General features: G+C 41.4%; 15 protein-coding genes and 1 pseudogene. 10 read left to right on the top strand and 6 right to left on the bottom strand.

Annotated features, from left to right (window positions below):
- Positions 1 to 13 precede the first annotated feature (13 nt).
- From leuC to ACTWQM_RS01760, 4 genes and pseudogenes are all read left to right on the top strand, one after another.
- Positions 14 to 1,420, top strand: a complete 1,407-nt coding sequence (gene leuC / locus ACTWQM_RS01775; protein ID WP_443256449.1) for a 3-isopropylmalate dehydratase large subunit — start codon at positions 14 to 16, stop codon at positions 1,418 to 1,420.
- A gap of 13 nt (positions 1,421 to 1,433) precedes the next feature.
- The gene (gene leuD / locus ACTWQM_RS01770) at positions 1,434 to 2,009 is read left to right on the top strand and encodes a 3-isopropylmalate dehydratase small subunit (protein ID WP_443256448.1); all 576 of its coding nucleotides are present in this window, start codon (positions 1,434 to 1,436) and stop codon (positions 2,007 to 2,009) included.
- Positions 2,010 to 2,765: 756 nt separating this feature from the next.
- A pseudogene (gene ilvA, locus ACTWQM_RS01765) lies at positions 2,766 to 3,695 on the top strand (threonine ammonia-lyase); the annotation flags it as partial.
- Between the two features lie 79 nt (positions 3,696 to 3,774).
- Positions 3,775 to 4,953: a pyridoxal phosphate-dependent aminotransferase gene (locus ACTWQM_RS01760; RefSeq protein WP_443256447.1), complete on the top strand. Its 1,179-nt coding sequence runs from the start codon at positions 3,775 to 3,777 to the stop codon at positions 4,951 to 4,953.
- 107 nt (positions 4,954 to 5,060) lie between these two features.
- Here ACTWQM_RS01760 and ACTWQM_RS01755 read toward each other — a convergent pair whose 3' ends face one another.
- Positions 5,061 to 6,116, bottom strand: coding sequence for a dipeptidase (locus tag ACTWQM_RS01755; RefSeq protein WP_443256446.1), 1,056 nt, complete (start codon positions 6,114 to 6,116; stop codon positions 5,061 to 5,063).
- A gap of 739 nt (positions 6,117 to 6,855) precedes the next feature.
- Here ACTWQM_RS01755 and dapG point away from each other — a divergent pair.
- From dapG to thrB, 4 genes are read left to right on the top strand one after another with little or no spacing between them, the layout of a single operon-like run.
- The gene (dapG, locus tag ACTWQM_RS01750) at positions 6,856 to 8,061 is read left to right on the top strand and encodes an aspartate kinase (RefSeq protein ID WP_443256445.1); all 1,206 of its coding nucleotides are present in this window, start codon (positions 6,856 to 6,858) and stop codon (positions 8,059 to 8,061) included.
- A gap of 15 nt (positions 8,062 to 8,076) precedes the next feature.
- Positions 8,077 to 9,387 (top strand): homoserine dehydrogenase, encoded by a 1,311-nt coding sequence (locus ACTWQM_RS01745; protein WP_443256444.1) that lies wholly within the window; start codon positions 8,077 to 8,079, stop codon positions 9,385 to 9,387.
- Positions 9,384 to 10,457, top strand: a complete 1,074-nt coding sequence (thrC, locus tag ACTWQM_RS01740; protein WP_443256443.1) for a threonine synthase — start codon at positions 9,384 to 9,386, stop codon at positions 10,455 to 10,457. The genes ACTWQM_RS01745 and thrC overlap by 4 nt, the downstream gene beginning before the upstream one ends.
- Positions 10,444 to 11,334 carry a homoserine kinase gene (thrB, locus tag ACTWQM_RS01735; protein WP_443256442.1) on the top strand — a complete coding sequence of 297 codons (891 nt, stop codon included), beginning with the start codon at positions 10,444 to 10,446 and terminating at the stop codon, positions 11,332 to 11,334. Before thrC ends, thrB begins: the two co-directional genes overlap by 14 nt.
- A 315-nt stretch (positions 11,335 to 11,649) precedes the next feature.
- Here the strand turns inward: thrB and ACTWQM_RS01730 are convergent, their stop codons facing one another.
- The 5 genes from ACTWQM_RS01730 to ACTWQM_RS01710 form a co-directional block, all read right to left on the bottom strand.
- On the bottom strand, positions 11,650 to 12,096 hold the full coding sequence (locus ACTWQM_RS01730; RefSeq protein WP_443256441.1) for a flavodoxin domain-containing protein: 447 nt from the start codon (positions 12,094 to 12,096) through the stop codon (positions 11,650 to 11,652).
- Between the two features lie 45 nt (positions 12,097 to 12,141).
- Positions 12,142 to 12,597, bottom strand: coding sequence for a hypothetical protein (locus tag ACTWQM_RS01725; RefSeq protein WP_443256440.1), 456 nt, complete (start codon positions 12,595 to 12,597; stop codon positions 12,142 to 12,144).
- 223 nt (positions 12,598 to 12,820) lie between these two features.
- Entirely contained in the window at positions 12,821 to 13,645 is an 825-nt protein-coding gene (locus tag ACTWQM_RS01720; protein WP_443256439.1) for a phosphosulfolactate synthase, read from the bottom strand.
- Positions 13,642 to 15,036, bottom strand: a complete 1,395-nt coding sequence (locus tag ACTWQM_RS01715) for an MmgE/PrpD family protein (RefSeq protein ID WP_443256438.1) — start codon at positions 15,034 to 15,036, stop codon at positions 13,642 to 13,644. The genes ACTWQM_RS01720 and ACTWQM_RS01715 overlap by 4 nt, the downstream gene beginning before the upstream one ends.
- A gap of 415 nt (positions 15,037 to 15,451) precedes the next feature.
- Positions 15,452 to 16,285, bottom strand: coding sequence for a YitT family protein (locus ACTWQM_RS01710; RefSeq protein ID WP_443256437.1), 834 nt, complete (start codon positions 16,283 to 16,285; stop codon positions 15,452 to 15,454).
- A gap of 395 nt (positions 16,286 to 16,680) precedes the next feature.
- Here ACTWQM_RS01710 and ACTWQM_RS01705 point away from each other — a divergent pair, with 395 nt between their 5' ends.
- Positions 16,681 to 18,024 carry an aminotransferase family protein gene (locus tag ACTWQM_RS01705; RefSeq protein ID WP_443256436.1) on the top strand — a complete coding sequence of 448 codons (1,344 nt, stop codon included), beginning with the start codon at positions 16,681 to 16,683 and terminating at the stop codon, positions 18,022 to 18,024.
- A gap of 84 nt (positions 18,025 to 18,108) precedes the next feature.
- Positions 18,109 to 19,515: an APC family permease gene (locus tag ACTWQM_RS01700; protein WP_443256435.1), complete on the top strand. Its 1,407-nt coding sequence runs from the start codon at positions 18,109 to 18,111 to the stop codon at positions 19,513 to 19,515.
- The last annotated feature ends 690 nt before the right edge of the window (positions 19,516 to 20,205 follow it).

Below are 20,205 nucleotides of genomic sequence, written 5' to 3'. Positions count from 1 at the left end.
GGAGGTATTCTGAATGGGAATGCCTGAAACGATTGTAGAAAAAATTTGGAATAAACATGTTGTGCATGATGAAGAAGGTAAACCAAGTCTTATGTATATTGATCTGCATCTTGTTCATGAAGTTACTTCGCCGCAAGCGTTTGAAGGATTACGGCTGGCAGATCGCAAAGTACGTCGTCCGGATCTGACTTATGCAACGATGGATCATAACGTACCAACGAAAAATCGTGATGTAATGAAGGATGAAATTTCAGTAAAACAGATGGAAACGTTAAAAAAGAACTGCATGGACTTTGGTATTACCCTTGCAGATATGTACCATCCTGATCAAGGGATTGTCCATGTGATTGGTCCGGAACTTGGGTTGACACAGCCGGGTAAAACGATTGTTTGTGGGGATAGCCATACCTCTACACATGGTGCTTTTGGTTCATTAGCCTTTGGGATTGGAACTAGTGAAGTCGAGCATGTTTTGGCAACACAAACAATATGGCAGGAAAAACCAAAGACGCTAAATGTCCATGTGGATGGTGATCTAGGTCCAGGTGTGACAGCGAAGGATTTAATTTTGGCGATTATCGGGAAATATGGTGTTCGGTTCGGCACAGGATACGTAATCGAGTATACCGGAGAGGCAATTCAAAACTTGTCTATGGAAGGTCGGATGACTGTTTGCAATATGTCGATTGAGGCAGGAGCAAGAGCTGGGTTGATCAGTCCGGATGAAAAAACTGTTGAATTCCTGCGCGGCAGGGCTCATGTACCTGAAGGAGAGGAATTTGAACAGCTTGCTGGTGAGTGGTTAGAGCTCGCTACTGATGAAGGCGCAGCCTATGATCAGGCCGTAACAATTAAGGCAGCTGAAGTTGAGCCGCAAGTAACCTGGGGAACAAATCCTGGTATGTGTGTGCCAGTAAATGGTTCCACTCCGTCAGCAGATGATGTAGATCATAAAGAGGACTTGGAGCGGGCATTGCAGTATATGGGATTGCAGGAAAATCAGCCAATCACTTCAATTGAAATTGATCATGTGTTTATCGGTTCCTGTACCAATTCACGATTGGGTGATTTGAAAAAAGCTGCATCCGTTATTCAAGGTAGAAAAGTGAATCCAAAAGTTAGAGCAATTGTTGTTCCAGGATCATTTAAAGTGAAATGGCAAGCAGAAGAAGAGGGACTTGATCTTATTTTCAAGGAAGCTGGATTTGAATGGCGAGAAGCTGGCTGCAGTATGTGTCTAGCTATGAATGATGATATTGTTCCTCCTGGTGGAAGGTGTGCATCAACGTCAAACCGCAACTTCGAGGGACGACAAGGAAATGGTGCCAGGACTCATCTAGTCAGTCCGGAAATGGCGACTGTTGCTGCGATTGAAGGACATTTCGTGGATGTACGTCAATATGCAGGGGCACTGAAATAGGAGGTGAGTGATTATGGAAGCAATTCAAAAGCATGCTGGAAAAGTATTTCCATTAAATCGTACAAATGTTGATACAGATCAGATTATCCCAAAACAGTTTTTGAAACGTGTCGAACGAACCGGATTTGGTCAATTTCTTTTTTATCATTGGCGATTCGATGATGATGGCAATCAACGATCGGATTTTATTTTGAATAAGAATGAATATGCGGATGCCTCTATCTTGCTGGGCGGTGAAAATTTCGGGTGCGGATCTTCACGTGAACATGCACCATGGGCGTTGTTGGATTATGGATTTCGGGTAATTATCGCCCCAAGTTTTGCCGATATTTTCTACAATAATGCCTTAAAGAATGGGATTATTCCAGTGCAAATGGATGAGGAACAGGTGAGTGAATGGATGAAACAGGCGGAAGAATCAGCACTTTACTTGCAAGTGGATTTGGAAAACCAGCAGATTGTAGATGATAAACGAACTGTTCCATTTTCGATTGATAATTACCACAAAGAAAAGCTGTTAAATGGCTGGGACGACATCGCCCTTACGTTGCATCATGAAGCTAAAATTACTGCATTTGAGGGCAGATGAGTGTAATCATATCCTAGGTTGTTTTCTGAAAGAATGTTGCTATTTAACAAAAATCTGTAGATTGTGACATAATATACTGCTTCGGAAATACACTTCGCGCACCTTAGGGCAACGCTTCAGATTCCTCGGAAGCAAAAACCGCTTACTGCGGGATCTTCAGCTGTTGCTTCGACGAACAGGACGTTCTAGTATCGGCGTTGGTCACAGGACGTGACCGGTTTTAGCCGGTGACACGCAGGAGTCTCCGTGTATTTCCTACGCTGGATTTTGCTTACTTTAGCCTTAAAATTAATATTTTAGAAACGTGCAGTTCTTTAAAATTCCAGCTGTGGCAAAATATTCGCTTTCACAATGACTGCATAGCCATAGGGGAAACTTCAGCTTCTAGTTATGACATCTTTATCAGTGGAGGCAGAATACGCAGACTCCTATGGGAACAGCACGTTCCGAATACCCCGGAAGAAGCAATTAAATGAAGGCCGACTAAGACCGTCCTTTGCGGACAACGTCGGCATACCCCTTGCCGGGGCAAGGAGGCTGAGGTCGTGCCCATGGAAAGCGAAGTATTCTGCCGGAACGAAGCTAAGCACTCAACCAGTATTTAGAAACTTGAGAAAGCAGCATAAGGGGAAAGCGAGTATATTTCCCTCGTGGCATTAAACAAAAAAACAGTTTTATAAAAAAAGGAGTGTAAACCTTGGGAATTTCTTAACTGGCGAAACGGTTTACAATGCATGGAAGCGGCTCGAGCCATTTGTCCATCGCACACCGTTACTAACCTCGTCTACCACCAATCAAATGGTCGGGAAAAACGTATATTTTAAAATGGAAAATCAGCAGAAAACAGGTGCGTTCAAATTTAGAGGAGCAACCTTTAAACTAATGCAGCTCCCAAAGGAACAGTTGCAAAATGGCGTGGTTACTGCATCGGCAGGAAATCATGCACAAGGTGTAGCCTATGCAGGAGCTAAATTGGGAGTGCATACGACAATATTTATGGCAGAAGGAACGCCACTTGCAAAAATCAATGCCACAAAGGCATATGGAGCAGAGGTTGTTCTTGTAGGAGAATCTTTCCAAGAGGCATTCGAAGCTTCATTAGAAAGAAAAGCAGAAACTGGAGCGGCGTATATACATCCATTTGATGATTATGACGTTATGGCAGGGCAAGGAACTATTGCGATGGAAATGCTGCGTCAGGAAGACAGAATTGACACGATTTTGGTGCCAATTGGCGGTGGCGGATTAATTAGCGGTATCGCGACAGCAGCAAAACATATTAATCGCAATATTAGAGTGATCGGTGTGCAGGCAAGTGGAGCAGCTGCCATGCATAAAAGTTTTCATCGTAATGAAACTGAAAAACTTACATCTGTTCAAACTATAGCAGAGGGTATTGCAGTGAAACAACCGGGGACACATACATTACCGGTTATTCGAAAATATGTCGATGACATTGTGACAGTGTGTGATGAAGAAATCGCCTCAGCAATTGTTTATATGCTGGAACGTAATAAAACCTTGATGGAAGGGGCAGGAGCTGCGTCACTGGCAGCACTGTTTAAATATCATGACAAAATTCGTTCTAGAAATTTAGGTGTAGTCGTCAGTGGTGGTAATTTGGATATTGGAATGCTTCCGATGATTCAAAAATTAGCGGGAGAACAAAGGATATTCGCATCATAAATTTATTGTGGGCTCCCTTTACAATCCCGGGAAACATCGTTACGATAAAACTTAAACTGGGATTGGGGGAGTGGTTCGTGTGAGGGAATTTGAACAATCAGATATGCTGAAGCGGTTGCCTGAGCAGTTTTTTGCGAAGCTGGTGAAAAAGACGCAATCCATCAAGGAACAGGGTCATGATGTTATTGTCATGGGACAGGGAAACCCGGACTTGCCAACGCCTGAACATATAGTGGCAGCATTGCAGGAGGCTGCAGAAAAACCGAGAAATCATAAATATACACCTTTTCAGGGATTCCAGTATTTAAAAGACTCTGTAGCAGAATTTTACCAGAGGGAGTATGGAGTAACGGTAGATCCTAAAACAGAAGTAGCTATTTTGTTTGGGGCAAAAGCAGGGCTTGTGGAATTGAGTCAGTGCCTGCTGAATCCGGGTGATTTGGCATTGCTGCCTGACCCGGGATATCCGGATTACATGTCTGGAACGGCAATGGCTGATGCTGATACAGCGTTCATGCCACTGCTTAGGGAAAATGGTTTTTTGCCTGATTACAGCGAGATTAGTCAGGTTGACCTTGAACGGGCGAAGCTGATGTTTCTAAACTATCCGAACAATCCAACTGCAGCAACCGCAACTAAAGAATTTTTTGATGAAACGATTGATCTTGCGAATGCGCATGATTTTTGTGTTGTGCATGATTTTGCCTATGCGACAATTGGATTTGAGGAGCAGAAGCCAGTTAGTTTTCTGCAATCAGCTGGTGCAAAAGATGTTGGGGTAGAGATCTATACGTTATCAAAAGCCTATAGTATGGCTGGATGGCGCATTGCTTTTGCTGTAGGGAATCCGTCTGTTATTGAGAGCATCAATCTTGTGCAGGATCACATGTATGTCAGTTTATTTGGAGCTGTACAGGAAGCTGCAGCAGAAGCTTTGAATGGTGATCAGACCGCAGCGCAATACTTGGTTGATACATATGCAAATCGTCAAGAGCGCTTCATTGCTGCATTGGATAGGATTGGCTGGGAAGCTGATGCGCCAAAAGGTACTTTCTTTGCCTGGCTGCCTGTCCCGGCTGGTTACTCCTCAGAGGAATTCGCTGATTTATTGCTGGAAAAAGCGCATGTAGTTGTTGCTCCCGGAAATGGTTTTGGGTCAAAGGGGGAAGGCTACGTACGTGTTGGCCTGCTGGATTCAGAGGCACGACTGGAGGAAGCGGTAGAGCGTATTGGTAGATTAGGGATATTTAATAAGTAATATAGAAAGCAGCCGCGATTATATGACGGCTGCTTTGTTTTAGTAGATATTTGTGTATTCGACAAAGTTTGACAAAAACCGGGAAGTGACAGGCGCCTCCTCGCCACCTATTCCCACGTTTCGCTCAGTACCCGGACCCAGTTTCCATTGGTGATTTTTTGTAATTCATTGTCGTTAAATCCATGCGCTTTTAGTCGTTCAACAAGTTTTGGTAAACCAGTAACATCTTTGAGTTCATCTGGTACGGTTGTGCCATCAAAGTCAGATCCGAGTGCTACATGGTCTATACCGAACTTTTCAGCTATATAGCTGACATGGCGAACAATCAAATCCAGCGAAATATCTGTGTCAGTTCCACCGTCTTCGCGAAGCATGTTCACCGCATAATTGATACCAACTACACCATTTGATTTTGCAACAGCTTCTAACTGCTTGTCTGTCAAATTACGTGATATTGGACAAAGTGCATGTACATTAGAATGTGTTGCTACGATAGGTGCGTCTGAAATTTGTGCAACATCCCAGAATCCCTTTTCATTCAAGTGTGTGGTGTCGACCATGATGCCAAGTTTATTACATTCACGAACAAGCTGCTTGCCGGCCTCAGTAAGTCCATCCCCGATGTCAGGGGAGGATGGGTAGCGAAAAGGAACACCTTCACCATAGTCATTTGGTCTGCTCCAAACGATTCCTAGTGAGCGCAGTCCAGCTTTATATAACACGTGCAGTGTATCAAAATTTGTGTCAATGGCTGCAGCGCCTTCTATATGAAGCACAGCCGCCATGATGTCGTTATTAAGGCAATGTGAAAGTTCAGTTGCGTTACGAACAACCTTAAACTTTCCGTCCGATTCGTTCTCGAGTCGAAACAAGCCAGCAGCAAACGTATTTGTGTTGGACAATGCTTTTTTATGTTTAATTGGTGGTGGAAGTGGTATATCATATCCATCTGATGTTACATGGTCTTCAGGATTAACTTCATAGCCGTCATTAGGCGTCCATACTGCAAAAAAACCACCACCGAAATTGCCCTTTTTAGCTCGGGGAAAATCGATATGTCCAATAGTGCTCTCTTTGAAGAATGATCGTTCTTTCGTTTCTTCAGGTAAATGAAGACTCAGAAGTGTATCGTTATGCCCATCGAAAATTGGGAAGTTGCTCATTATGTGGGAACCTCCTAGTGTGTATTTTTCTAAATTAGTATACCATCATCATTACATTAAAATATACCGAACCAGAAATAATGTGACTGAATAAATATAGTTGCCTGTCACTTCCCGGATTTTGTCAATATTTATCATTGGGTTTCTGTGCTGTCGACATTAGCAATGTAACAAGAATGTAATATTATACAGTTTTCCTTATACGACACAGGATGCAAGCGCATACCAATAGATTTTGCAGAAAAAGATATTAAAAATTTAGAAAAAGCTGTTGACCAACTGCGTAAAACGTTATATGATTATCGGCAATATCAAATATTCAATAAATGAAATGCACATCCTATAAAAGAATAAAATTAACTCATTGACGAGAACGAAGGAACATGTAAGTTGCATTAACAGAGATCCGGGGATTGCTGGAAACCCGGAAGTGCAATTTGTTCCGATACCATCTCCGAGTGCTAAGTTGAACGGGTTCACCTATTAGACTTGGTCAGGTGTATTCACATGCACCTGTTATCAAAGCGGGCTGTTAGGCAGCTTCACAAGGTAGTAGTCGCGAGATTGCTATAAACCTGGGTGGAACCGTGAAAAGTAGACTCTTTTCTCCCCATTAATTCTGAATTTATGCAGGATTATGGGAAGAGAAGGGTCTTTTTTAATTTTGTCCTGGGAGGCTCCAGTTCAATTGCGGAAAAGACAATTTTAAAAAAAGTACAGTAATTTAGGGAGGGTCGAGATGACAGTTTTAGTTCAGAAATTTGGAGGAACCTCATTACAGTCACAAGAGAGCATTTCTAAAGTGATTTCGCATATTAAAAATGCAGTTGAAAGACAGTATAAACTGGTGGTGGTTGTGTCAGCATTGGGGCGCAGTCCAGACCCTTATGCTACGGACACATTGCTTAGTCTTGTAGGTGGATCTGTACCTTCTCAAAACAAGCGTGAAATGGATTTGCTGATGTCGTGCGGGGAAACAATTGCTAGTATTGTTTTATCAAGTGAACTGCAAAAAAATCATATAAATTCTACTGCACTTACTGGCGGGCAGGCTGGCATCACGACAACAGCAGATTTTACACAAGCGGAGATTGAGAGTGTGGATACGACCCGCCTAGAAAAAGATCTAAATAACTTCGATGTTGTAGTCGTTGCAGGTTTTCAAGGGCAAACAACTGATGGAGAGATTACGACGATTGGCAGGGGTGGAAGTGACACGACTGCAGCAGCATTAGGGGTGGCTCTAAATGCAGAAGGTGTTGAAATTTTCACAGATGTTAATGGGATCATGACGGCAGATCCAAGAGTAGCTGATTCCGCAAGACCGTTAAAAAATGTAACGTATTCAGATTGCTGCAATTTAGCAAATCAAGGAGCAAAAGTAATTCATCCAAGAGCTGTAGAAATTGCTGAAGAGGCAAGTGTTCCATTACATGTACGTTCAACTTATGCAATAGAGAATGGAACGTTTATTACCAACTCAGGATCTGATCAATCAATTACCGGGATTGCGCATAAGGCAGGGTTAACCCATATTAAAATAGCGGTTGAAAGGGAAGAGCATCAAACTAAAGTTTTTAAGAAATTGTCAGAAGCAGGAATTTCTGTTGACTTTTCAGACACATCCCAAACTGAAATACTGTTTACCATTTTAAATGTGAATAAACAGGCGGTAATAGTTATCCTAAAGAATTTGGATTACGAGCCGCAAATAGTTGAAAATTGCGCGAAGGTAGCTGTGGTTGGAAATGGCCTTCCAAAAACGCCTGCTACTTCTGAAATAGCAAGAAAACTTGCTGAAATGGGTGTTCAAATCATCCAATCAGCAGCTAGTCATACAACGATTGGCATATTAATTCACGAAATGGATCTTACTAAAACAGTAAATTTGCTGCATGATACGTTTCAATTAAGTCAGCCGTTAGAATCCGTTGTAACAAAATAAAAATGAGGTGAGTGTATGGAAAATAATATAGCAGTAGGACTATTAGGATTAGGAACAGTTGGATCTGGTGTGGTCCAAATTATTGACGGGCATCAGGAAGAACTTGTTCACCAGCTGGGGCGCGGGGTTACTGTCAAAAGTATTTTGGTTTGTGACTTGGAAAAAGATCGTGATGTCCAGGTGAACCCCGGCAACCTAACGACAAATCCAGAAGCAGTGCTGGCTGACCCTGAGATTGACATCATCATTGAAGTGATGGGTGGTATTGATGAAGCACGTGAACATATTTTAAGAGCGTTTGAAGCTAAAAAGCACGTGGTAACTGCTAATAAAGATTTAATGGCATTACACGGTCCAGAGCTGCAACATGCGGCAAAACAAAATGGATGTGATTTGTTCTATGAAGCCAGTGTAGCAGGAGGAATCCCGATTATCGGTGGTATAGTCGATGGACTCGCATCAGACCGAATTGAAAAAGTGATGGGGATTGTTAACGGGACTACAAATTATATTTTAACGAAAATGGACGACGAGGGAGTAGCCTATGAAGATGCATTAAAAGAAGCCCAGGAGCTAGGCTTTGCTGAGGCTGATCCTACAGGGGATGTAGGTGGACTTGACGCCGCTAGAAAAATGGCTATCCTTGCCCGACTTGCCTTTTCAACATCAGTAGATCTTGCGGATGTAGAGGTTGATGGAATTGAGGGTCTGGCCCTAGAGGACCTCCAGTTTGGGAGGCAGCTTGGCCTTAAAATGAAGCTGATAGGCTTTGCGGATTTTCAGGATAAACAGGTTGAAGTAAGTGTACAGCCAACATTTTTGCCTGAAAGTCATCCGCTGGCAGCAGTGAAAAATGAGTACAATGCCGTTTATGTTAACGGAAAGGCTGTTGGCGAGACAATGTTTTACGGTCCAGGAGCAGGAAGTTTACCGACCGCTACAGCTGTAATGTCTGATGTAACTGCGGTCATTAAAAATATGCTGCTCGGTGTAACTGGACAACAGGTTGTGACACCTCGCTATGACAAGGTGCTTAAATCACCTGAACAGCGCTTTGGACAGTATTATTTTAGGATACATGTGCAGGATCGGAGCGGAACATTTACAGAAATCTCATCCTTGTTTAATGAATTGGATATAAGTTTCGAACGGATTTTGCAGGATCCAATCAAGAATGATAAGGAAAATGGTCTTGCTGAGGTTATCGTAGTTACACATCAAACAACGTTGAAAAAAATCAATCAAGCGCTGGAAAACTTAGCAAAGGTCGATGTTGTGGAGGAAGTGAAAAGCTATTTCCGTATTGAAGGGGGCTATGACCAATGAGCTGGCAAGGAATAATTGATCATTACCAAAGCTATTTACCTGTTACTAAAAATACACCTGCCTTGACACTTCATGAAGGCAATACACCATTAATTCATTTTCCACACTTGTCAGAATTATTGGGTGTGGAACTGTATGGCAAAGTGGAAGGAGCAAATCCTACTGGCTCTTTTAAAGATCGCGGCATGGTGATGGCTGTTGCAAAGGCAGTTGAAGAAGGAAGTAAATCCGTCATCTGTGCTTCAACCGGGAATACATCAGCCTCAGCAGCTGCTTATGCTGCAAGAGCAGGTATACGCGCAATTATTGTCATTCCTAAGGGAAAAGTAGCACTTGGAAAACTTGCACAGGCAAAAATGTATGGTGCTGAGATTGTAGAAATTGACGGCAACTTTGATGATGCGTTGAAAATGGTGCGTAAACTAAGTGAAAATGCCCCTGTTACACTTGTGAATTCGGTGAATCCTTATCGTCTTGAAGGACAAAAGACAGCTGCATTTGAGGTTTGTGAACAGCTTGGAGAGTCACCTGATATCCTTGCTATTCCTGTTGGGAACGCTGGGAATATTAGTGCTTACTGGAAAGGCTTTAAAGAATATAATGAAGAAAAGCAAACAGGCCTTCCGAGAATGTTTGGGTTTGAAGCTGAGGGAGCCGCAGCTATTGTAAAGAATAAAATCATTCCAAATCCAGAGACAGTTGCAACAGCAATTCGCATCGGCAATCCGGCAAGCTGGGACATGGCTATAGCTGCAAGAGATGAATCTGATGGAAAAATTGGCATGGTAACAGACGATGAAATAAAAAAAGCATTTCAACTTCTGGCAAAAAAGGAAGGTATTTTTGCGGAGCCTGGATCCTGTGCATCGATTGCGGGAGTGATTCAGCAGTGTAAGGAAGGGACTATTAAACAAGGCAGCAAGGTTGCGGCAGTGCTAACTGGAAACGGTCTGAAGGATCCACAGACAGCGATTGAACAGGTAACGGTTGATCCTGTGTCACTTCCAAATGATGAAGAAAAAGTTACGGCTTATATCACAGATATGGTGACAGACCTTGAAACAGTTTAAGGTCTCTATCCCAGCAAGCTCAGCAAATATAGGGCCAGGATTTGATTCAGCAGGCCTTGCATTAAACCGCTTTTTGACATTGGATGTAACAGTACAGGAGGAATGGGAGTTTGAGCACAAATCCCATTTTCTCCCTTCTTTCACAAACTATACGGATCATTTCATCTATCAAATTGCCAAGCAAACAGCAGACAGCCATCAAAAAGTATTGCCAGGATGTAACGTAACTGTAGCTAGTGAAATTCCGTTAGCACGGGGACTCGGCAGCAGTGCATCCGCGGTACTGGCTGGGATTGAATTAGCAAATCAGCTATGTGATCTGTCATTAACAGTTGAACAAAAGCTGCAATATGGGACCGATATCGAAGGACATCCGGACAATATTGCAGCTTCCTTATTTGGCGGGGTAGTCGTTACTGCTACAACAACGAATGATCAAGTTGAATATATCAGGTTACCTGCACTTGTTTTAGATGTTGTTGTCTGTATACCTGATAGTGAACTGAAGACTGAAACCGCGCGGAGTGTTCTTCCAACTAATTTTTCCAGGAAAAGTGCCACTACTGCAAGTGCCGTTAGCAACGTAATGATTGCCGCCCTATTATCTGGGGATTATCATGTTGCAGGTAGGATGATGGAAAATGATCTATTTCATGAGCCATATCGTGCAGAACTTATACCGAACTACGAAAATATAAGGCAGGAAGCAAAAGCCATGGGTGCGTACGGAACAGTGATAAGCGGAGCGGGACCAACTATGATTTCCTTTGTTCCTAAAGGAAAGGGAGCATACATTCGGGAACAAATGGAAGCAGGACTAGCAGGTTACACGATTGCCGCATTACAAATTGATCAAACAGGCTTACAGGTTAATTGAGTTTGACGGATATTGTTAAAGCCCTTAGAAACTAAGGGCTGAAGTATGTTCTGTGATTTCTTGATTTCCCCACCCTTTATAAGATGAGTAGCATGGCACCGCTTCGGAAATAGATTCCGCTTTCCGCGGGCAACGCTTCAGCTGTTGCTTTTCCCGCAGGAGTCTCCATGTATTTCCTACGCTGTGTTTTGCTCACTTTATCCTGTAAATTATTCAATGCTTGTTATGACATTACTTCATAGCCATAAGGTACACTTCATTCTCTATTCAGTAAATCTCTATCAGTGGAGGCAGAATACGTAGACTCCTATGTATTCATTTCTTTATTTCTTTTAAAAATTCATCGGCAAAACGCTGGCAATGCTCGATGTCGTCAGGATCGGGTTCAAGTTCAATTTTTAATTTTTCCTCAAAGACCGTTGCATTTTGTTTCTCTGCTTTCAAAGCCATAGTATCAAGTGCGGGACCATATATATCGTAATAGGAGTCACATGATCCAAATACACCAACAAGTTTTCCTGTTAAATCAACTTCATCCATATCATCATGAAATCCTTCTACTTCAAATGGAATATCGTCATCCCATGAATAAGAGCCAATCAATATTCCGTCAAAATTCTCCATTTCTTTTGCATCAATTGGATCAAAGTCAAACGTTTTGACGACAACATCATGATCATCTTTGATATGTTCCACAATTCCTTCTGCCATTATTTCTGTACTGCCAGTCAGGCTTGCATATATAACTAAAATTCTAGCCATTAGAGACCATCTCCTTTTTATCTAGTACTAACTGTATTATACGTCCTAATGAGAATTACTTTCAATTAATTCATCTGGTTTACCATTTAATTCCAGTGATTTATAATAATCAGTTATAAAACTATGTTTGATTTCTCCATTTTTCACCTCAAAAACTTCCTTACTTATCATTACTTTGTTCTCAAATGAAACGATAAAGTCTACTTCACCATTTTCATACAGATAGATCATACTTGCTGTCATAGGTAAATAGGATGGTTTATTTCCTCTAACTTTACTATATTTTAATTTCTCAATGTAATCGATAAATTCATCTATCTTGTCGTCATCAGTTGTATTGTTGTAGCTACTTTTGGATGGCGGGGATAATGAAATTTTGGTGACAGCGTCGGGATTGACATTTAACGCTTCCGACAGACGTTGTGTATTGCCGTCAAATTGCATAGCTAAAGCAGCCAATACAGTCATTGCAATTATGGTAATAAATGCAGTTACCTTCATACTGTCCACTTCCCACTTTTTATTTACTTTAATTAATTATATGGCAGTTTATACACCTATTAATTGTCACAGGTCAAATTTTATTAGAAAACTTGGCATTCGCTAAGCCTTTGGGCGAATTGCCTTAGATGCACTTATGCAGTAAGAAAGTAGTTATACTTATCTGCTAAAAAAATATAGCCGGGTTAGTATGCCCGGCTATATCCGATTTTGTTTTAAATTATTATTCACCTAGTGTAACCACGCGGCCCCATAAGTCTTTTGTTCCCCATGTACCACGGCGTAATGTTTCAAGCTGTACAATCTGGCTGTGATCAACGAAGACGTTAATTTCCGGGCCGTAGTTTTTAATATACCATTCAAATACATCCGGATCAGCTGCCTCAAACATTACTTTCTCAGTACCGAGTTCACGTGCGAACTGAGTTGCGACTTCGGTACGCCATGTGCGAACACTTTCTGTAATACCTTCTGATTCAATCATCAACATATAAGCTCCGGCGTCTAGGCATCTTTTGCCGACTTCGATTGCCTGTGCTGGATCTGTTATACCTTCAGCTTCATTTTGTTCAACTGTATTTGTACCGCCTGCACCAAATTGTACGCCGATTTCCGGTTTGGCGAGTAAGCCGGCATTTTGTACCTTTTCAACCAAACGGACAATATCATCCTTTGGCATGGTAATGAAGCCTGTGGAAATTTCGATAATGTCAAAGCCGACACGTTTACATTCACTTATATAGTGATCGATTGCTTCAGGACCTTGTGTTACAACTGTTTCCATAAATCCACCAGTCGATACTTTCACACCATAATCGTGTGCCAAATCGAGTAGTTCACGAAGTTTGTCCTCAGGGTATAATGTGAAAGCCCCGCCTGCAAACTTTAATGAATCAACATAACCTCCCATTGTTTCTAAAATATCCTGGAGATAATTTTTGCCCATAACGGAATAGTATGGTCCACGAATTTCAGTTATTCCACGTGTACGTGGCTTTTCCTGGCGACTGTTCATGCGAATTCCTTGAAATGCTCTTTGATTACTCATAATGATATATCCTCCTTGATTTTTATTTGACCAAGTAATGCAGTTAGTTCACTGATTTTTACGTTTTCAAGATTTCTTATTGTGTTGGCGATTTCAGCAGCCAAATTGCTGTTAATCTTTTGAGTCAATCCATCATATTTTTCCATTAGTACTTCCCAGCTGGCGGGCTGCGTCTTGAATCCTTGATAGTCACGTTTATCGATGTCAAAAATACGACCATCATTTGTTTCGATTTCAATCCTGCACGCCATTTCGTCTGGGAAACGTTCACTAAATTCTTCGCTTGGCTTAACATGCACTTTTTGAAGAAGTTGCTGGATATCATCCTGATTTATGCGATCCGCTTCATACTGTTCAGGCATGACGTTACCATCCAAATATGCTGCAGATAGCATATAAGGCAGCGAGTGATCAGCTTCTTCTTTATAACGGATTATTTTTTTGCCACCTTCTTCTCCGCCACCGATAATGTTGTAGGCAACATCAAAGGTGGTGAGACGAATTTCTTTTATATCACGGGCTTCGATTTTTTCACGGTCACGCAGTTCGAGAATTCCTTCAATGGATGACTGTGAATGTATTTCTGCATTGTAGCGCTTTATGATTGTTTCAGTGACGCGTTCAAGATCTTCCTTCGCCCAATCTATTTTAAATTGACCCGCAATTGAATCCATCAATCCTTTATTGCCTTCGAAAACTTCGCGTGGTCCTGTAATCCCATAGTTTGCAAGCAATGTTGCGTGAACTGCACCCATCGCAGTGTTTGGGTAGGCGAGACCTTTCCAGTTCGAAAGTTCGCCGGTTCTTGTTACGCGCAGTGAATTGTAGCCGGTACCTGCAATCGCAATGGCGTTTGCAATCTGTTTGCTGCTAAGCCCCATAGCTCGCGCGGCTCCGGCAGCTGCTCCGTACTCACCCTGAACGGTATGATCAAACCCGTGATTTCTTACTGGTGCGACATCTGACAGACGGCATTGAACCTGGTAGGCAATGGCAAGTGCTGTTAGAAAGTCACGTCCGTCGGCATCAGCATATTCTGCAGCTGCCAGGACTGGTGCTATATTATCTGATGGATGACCGGTTTCATCCTTAGCTAAATAAGAGTCGTTGAAATCCAGATAGCGAATTGTAGCCCCGTTATGGAATGTTGCATAATCAGGGGTCGTTTTTCCGCCACCGATTAATGTGACCAGTGGTTCTCCACCCAAATCTTCTGTCATTTTGCAAATCGCTTTAACAGGTTCACCCTCAAGCGATCCTATTGCACAGCCAATCGAGTCAAGCATGCGCCCTTTAAGAGTTGCAATTGCTTCTTCAGAAAGGTCGTTCCATTTAATGTCATGGGTCCAATCTGCAAGCTGTTCAACCATTGTACTTTCTTGCTTTGACATGTGAGTCACCTCCAAATATTTTGATGGAAATGAATACCCCTGTGGCCACAAAGGGGGTATCGTGAAGTCAGAGATGATTTTCCCTTCCTTCAATTACTATACTATGCTTATTGTTGATAATAATAAATTATTTAAACTTAGAAAAGTGATATAAAATACTTATACATATTGATAAGTTAAAGTTGTAGGGGAGAGTGCCTGTAGTTCGGGCTTTTATAAAGGACATTGCTGAATAGTAATGTGATTTTAGACAGCATCTCCGGATTTGCCACAGAGAAGATGATAAAATATAGGATGTACTTATATGGGGAAATAAAAAAAGGTCAGCATCTATCATAGAATGCTGACCTTTTTTATACTTATTTGGCTGATTCCACATTATTCACTGTAATTCGGGTAGCAACAGGCAACATCACTACCTGCCTTTATATCCTTTTCGGAATATTTCCTGGACGCCGTGTACGGTTACATATGCTTCTGGATCGATAGCCATAATTATTTTTCGGAAGGGGACGATTTCATATCTGTTAATGACAAGATACAATACTTCGCGATGTGATTTTGTATAGCCGCCTCTTCCTTCAAGTATCGTGATACCTCGATCCATCTTGTTAGTCACCGCATCCAGTACTTGATCCGGGTGGCTGGATATAATCATTACGGCCGTCCGTTCATTGGCACCTTCCACAACAACATCAATTACTTTTGCGCCGACATAAACAGAAATCAGTGTGTACATGGCTTTTTCCTGACCAATGATAAAGGAGGATACAACAATAACGGCAATATCGATTACAAGCATTCCCTTACCAATTGTCCAGCCTAATAGCTGATTTCCAAGCCTGGCGAGGATAGCTGATCCACCAGACGTACCACCCGATCGGAAAATAAGTCCAAGTCCGAGGCCAACCGATAAACCAGCGAATAAAGCGGCAAGCAATGTATCACCATTTATTTCGTCACCCCAGCCAACTGTGAAGTGTAAAAATAATGAAGAAAAAATAATTGCAATTATTGTATAAACGATTACACGTTTATCAAAGAATTTATAACCGACCGCCACGAGTGATGTGTTAAGGATGAAGTTAACAATCCCAGGGGACCAGTCGAAAAGATAAAACGTAACAATTGTAATACCGATTACGCCACCTTCTGATAGACGGTTTGGGATGGCGAAATAATTAACTCCGATTGCAAAAATGAATGAGCCAACGATTATCATGAGTATTTCTTTTACCGTTTTATTCATCTGATTCTCACCTCCACAGTTATTATACTATTTAAATTTGTCATGATAAAACATTCATGTCAAAAATCTTAGCTATCCTCATACATATTGGGTGTTTTACGTTATAGCAAAAGACAGTATGTTGATTTTATACAAAAAATATAAACTGCAAATAGACTAAGGGTAAAAATTAAGACTATCAAAAAAGAAGTTGACCACTAACTAAATATTTGGTAAATTAATAATAATCAAATATTATTAACTGCCAAATCTAATTGACTCTGCTGGATAAGTGGAGCAAGTACCTAGATCAGAACCAGTTATATAGATGGGAGTATATACCTTATTTTCTCCTGTCCATATTTCTGGTTTTTTATTTATAAGTAAAGATCAGAACAACATAGGGAGGGACCAGTGTGGAAAATTTAACTGAAATAGATAAGAGGCATTTTATCCATCCAACTTCGTCAATCCAGCAACAACAGCGGGATGGAGCGAAAGTCATTATGGAAAAGGGGGAGGGAATTTACTTAACGGACACAAATGGAAACGTATACATTGATGCCATGTCGTCTCTTTGGAATGTAAATATTGGACATGGAAGGGAAGAACTAGCCGAAGTGGCTGCACAGCAATTGAAGAAGTTAGGATATAGTTCTGCTTTTTCAACTTTTAGCCATGAACCTGCGATAAAACTAGCTGAGAAGATTGCATCTATTTCTCCCACAGGTTTGAATGCTGTATTTTTTACATCCGGCGGTTCGGAGTCAAATGATTCTGCTATTAAGCTCGTTCGCCATTACTGGAAAGTACAAGGGAAGCCGGACCGGAGAAAAATTATAGCTCTAAAGCGAGGCTATCATGGAGTGGCTGCTGCATCTACTAGTGTGACAGGAATACCGGAATTTTGGGGTATGGCCGGACATATGATGACTGATTTTACCCATGCGGAAACACCATATGGAGGCAATACGGAAAAGGCAATAGCTTCTCTTCGTCAAGTGATTGAAGAGGAAGGGGCAGAGAATATAGCGGCATTTTTGGCAGAACCTGTTCAAGGTGCTGGAGGTGTGCTGATTCCTCCATCAGATTATTTTAAAGAAGTTCGCAAATTATGTGATGAATACGAAATTTTGTTTATTGCTGATGAAATAATAACCGGGTTTGGCCGAACTGGAAAAATGTTTGGAATGGAAAAGTGGGGAGTTACACCTGATCTGATGACATTCGCAAAAGGAGTTACTAGTGGTTATATTCCGCTGGGTGGTGTTGTAGTTTCGGATCATATCCACAACGTGCTAAAGGAAAAGTCAAAAGGTACCTTATTCCATGGGTTTACATATAGTGGACACCCGACAGCGGCAGCAGTCGCATTGAAAAATATCGAGATTATTGAACAGGAAAGTCTGGTTGAAAATTCCCGGAAAATGGGAGAGGAACTACTGAAAGGATTCAAAAAAATGAAGGGAAACCTTGATATTGTGGGTGATGTACGAACTATTGGACTTCTTGGTGCAGTTGGACTTGTTCAGGATCCAGCAACAAATAAGCGATTCACATCAGATTTGAATGTTGCTCCAAGAGTAATTGAAGCTTTACATGATAGAGGAGTTATATGCCGTCCTGTCACTTTTGAAGGTACAGATATTATCTGCTTTGCACCACCAATTGTTATAGATAACAAGCAGATTAATACATTGGTGGAAAAACTACACGATTCTGTATTGTCCGTTCAAAAACAGCTTGGTGTCACATCCTGATAATGAAATATTTATTCCAGGAAAAACATATGAATGATACATGGACTTGCTAAAAAAGTACCAAAATCGATCGGAGGGAGCAAAATGGAAGAGAGAAAATTATTAAGAATCTTAGGTAATAAAGATGTTCTTGCACTGGCTTTTGGTGCGATGATTGGCTGGGGCTGGGTGGTAACAACAGGTTTATGGATAACCGAGGCTGGATCATTGGGGGCTATTCTTGCATTTGCAATTGGTGGATTACTTGTTGTGGTTGTTGGTCTGACATATGCGGAATTATCTTCAGCACTTCCTCTTGCTGGCGGTGAACATGTATATACTTACAAAGCCATGGGAAGAACAGCATCGTTTATAGCAACATGGGCAATAATTCTTGGCTATGTATCGGTTGTAGCGTTTGAGGCAGTTGCTCTTCCTACTGTTTTTGAATATTTAATTCCAGATTATAGCCAAGGTTATTTATACACGATAGCTGGTTGGGATGTCACGGCAACATGGGCAGGTGTTGGTATACTAGGATCCGTTCTTGTTGCGTGGATAAATTACCGTGGAATAAAACTTACCACTGCGATAACGTTTATTCTCACGTTGCTGATTCTGATAGCAGGACTAATGCTGATCACTGGTAGTACCGCTGGAGGAAATGCTCAGAATATGCAGCCATTCTTTGAAAAGGGAATTGCTGGCTTGCTTACGGTAATTATCATGACTCCTTTTATGTTTGTCGGATTTGATGTTATCCCACAGGCTGCTGAAGAGATAAATCTTCCACAAAAGAAAATCGGACAGTTATTAATTGGCTCGGTTATTCTTGCAGTTGTATGGTATGTTGCTGTAATTTTTGGTGTATCGCGTGTGCTGAGTCCGGCTGAAATAAGTGAGTCAAATCTGGTAACGGCTGATGCGATGGCAAAAGCATTTGGTGATAGCCAGATGATGGGTAATCTACTAGTCCTCGGGGGTATTGGGGGCATTTTGACAAGTTGGATTGGCTTCTACGTTGGTGGAAGTCGTGCAATCTATGCGCTTGCAAGAGCAGGTATGCTTCCAAAGTCTCTAGGTGAGCTGCATCCTAAATATAATACGCCACATCGGGCTATATTGCTGATTGGTGTTTTCTCTACTATTGCACCATTGTTAGGCCGTCCATCCCTTGTATGGTTAGTTGATGCTGGTGGACTCGGTTTGGTTGTAGCATGGTTAATGGTAGCTATATCGTTTATTATCTTGCGTAAAAAATCTCCAGAAATGAAGCGTCCATTTAGATTGCGTGGGGGCACAACAATTGGTTGGATTGCAGTAGTCATGTCAGGGGGGATAACAATACTTTATATGCCGGGAATGCCTTCTGCACTTATTTGGCCATATGAATGGGTGATTGTAGGGGCATGGGTAATTCTGGGTATTATACTGTATAAGTTTTCAATTGTTAAGTACGGAAAAGCGTATTCAGATGAACATATGAAAAAAGAGATTGACCGAGTTGCATAGGAAGAGATTTTTCTTACTGCATAAGTGGAACTAAGGCTATCGCCTTTAAGGCATGGCGATAAGCTAAGTTTTCTAAAAACGAGACTGGAACAAAAGTGTATAAGTAACATAAAATCCGGACTACCTTCATTCATAAGATAGTTTGGATTTTTATGTTGTATGTACTCGTATAAGGTATAAACTGTGAACTACTTTTTAAAAAGTATGAGTGCTATTACGCCGCTCTCACAGGAGTCTACGTGTATTTCCTCCGCTGTTGACTGGAGTGGTAATCGCTATAGAATAAATGTGTGACAGCGACGCTTTGACGGCGAATCGAGAGTTTATAGAGAGTCTTCCAGCAGTTAATTCGCTATCAACTTTAAACTAAAATCCAATTATAACATTATAAGCTTCCCCTGCTAATTGGTTTATCTCTGGAAAGCAAAGTTTTAGTTTTGACCCAATCTCATTTTTTAGGATGACTGGATAATGTTTCGCTAAAAATTGGGAAGTGACAGGCGCTGGTATCAACAGGAGCTAAAATGGGCGATAAAAATTTATTGACTTTTGGATTTGTACTGAATTATAATAGTATTAAGAAAATGTCGACAATCGACAAAATATAGACTTTGTCCGCAACCAAAATACTTTCTTACTGAATAAGTGCAATTAATGCAATCGCCATAAAGGCTAGGTCGTTTTCGAGTT

The sequence above is a fragment of the Virgibacillus sp. L01 genome, assembly GCF_052246775.1.
Taxonomy (GTDB): Bacteria; Bacillota; Bacilli; order Bacillales; family Amphibacillaceae; genus Lentibacillus.
Note: the sequence above shows the minus strand (reverse complement) of the source record. Positions and strands in the feature narration are given on the sequence as shown.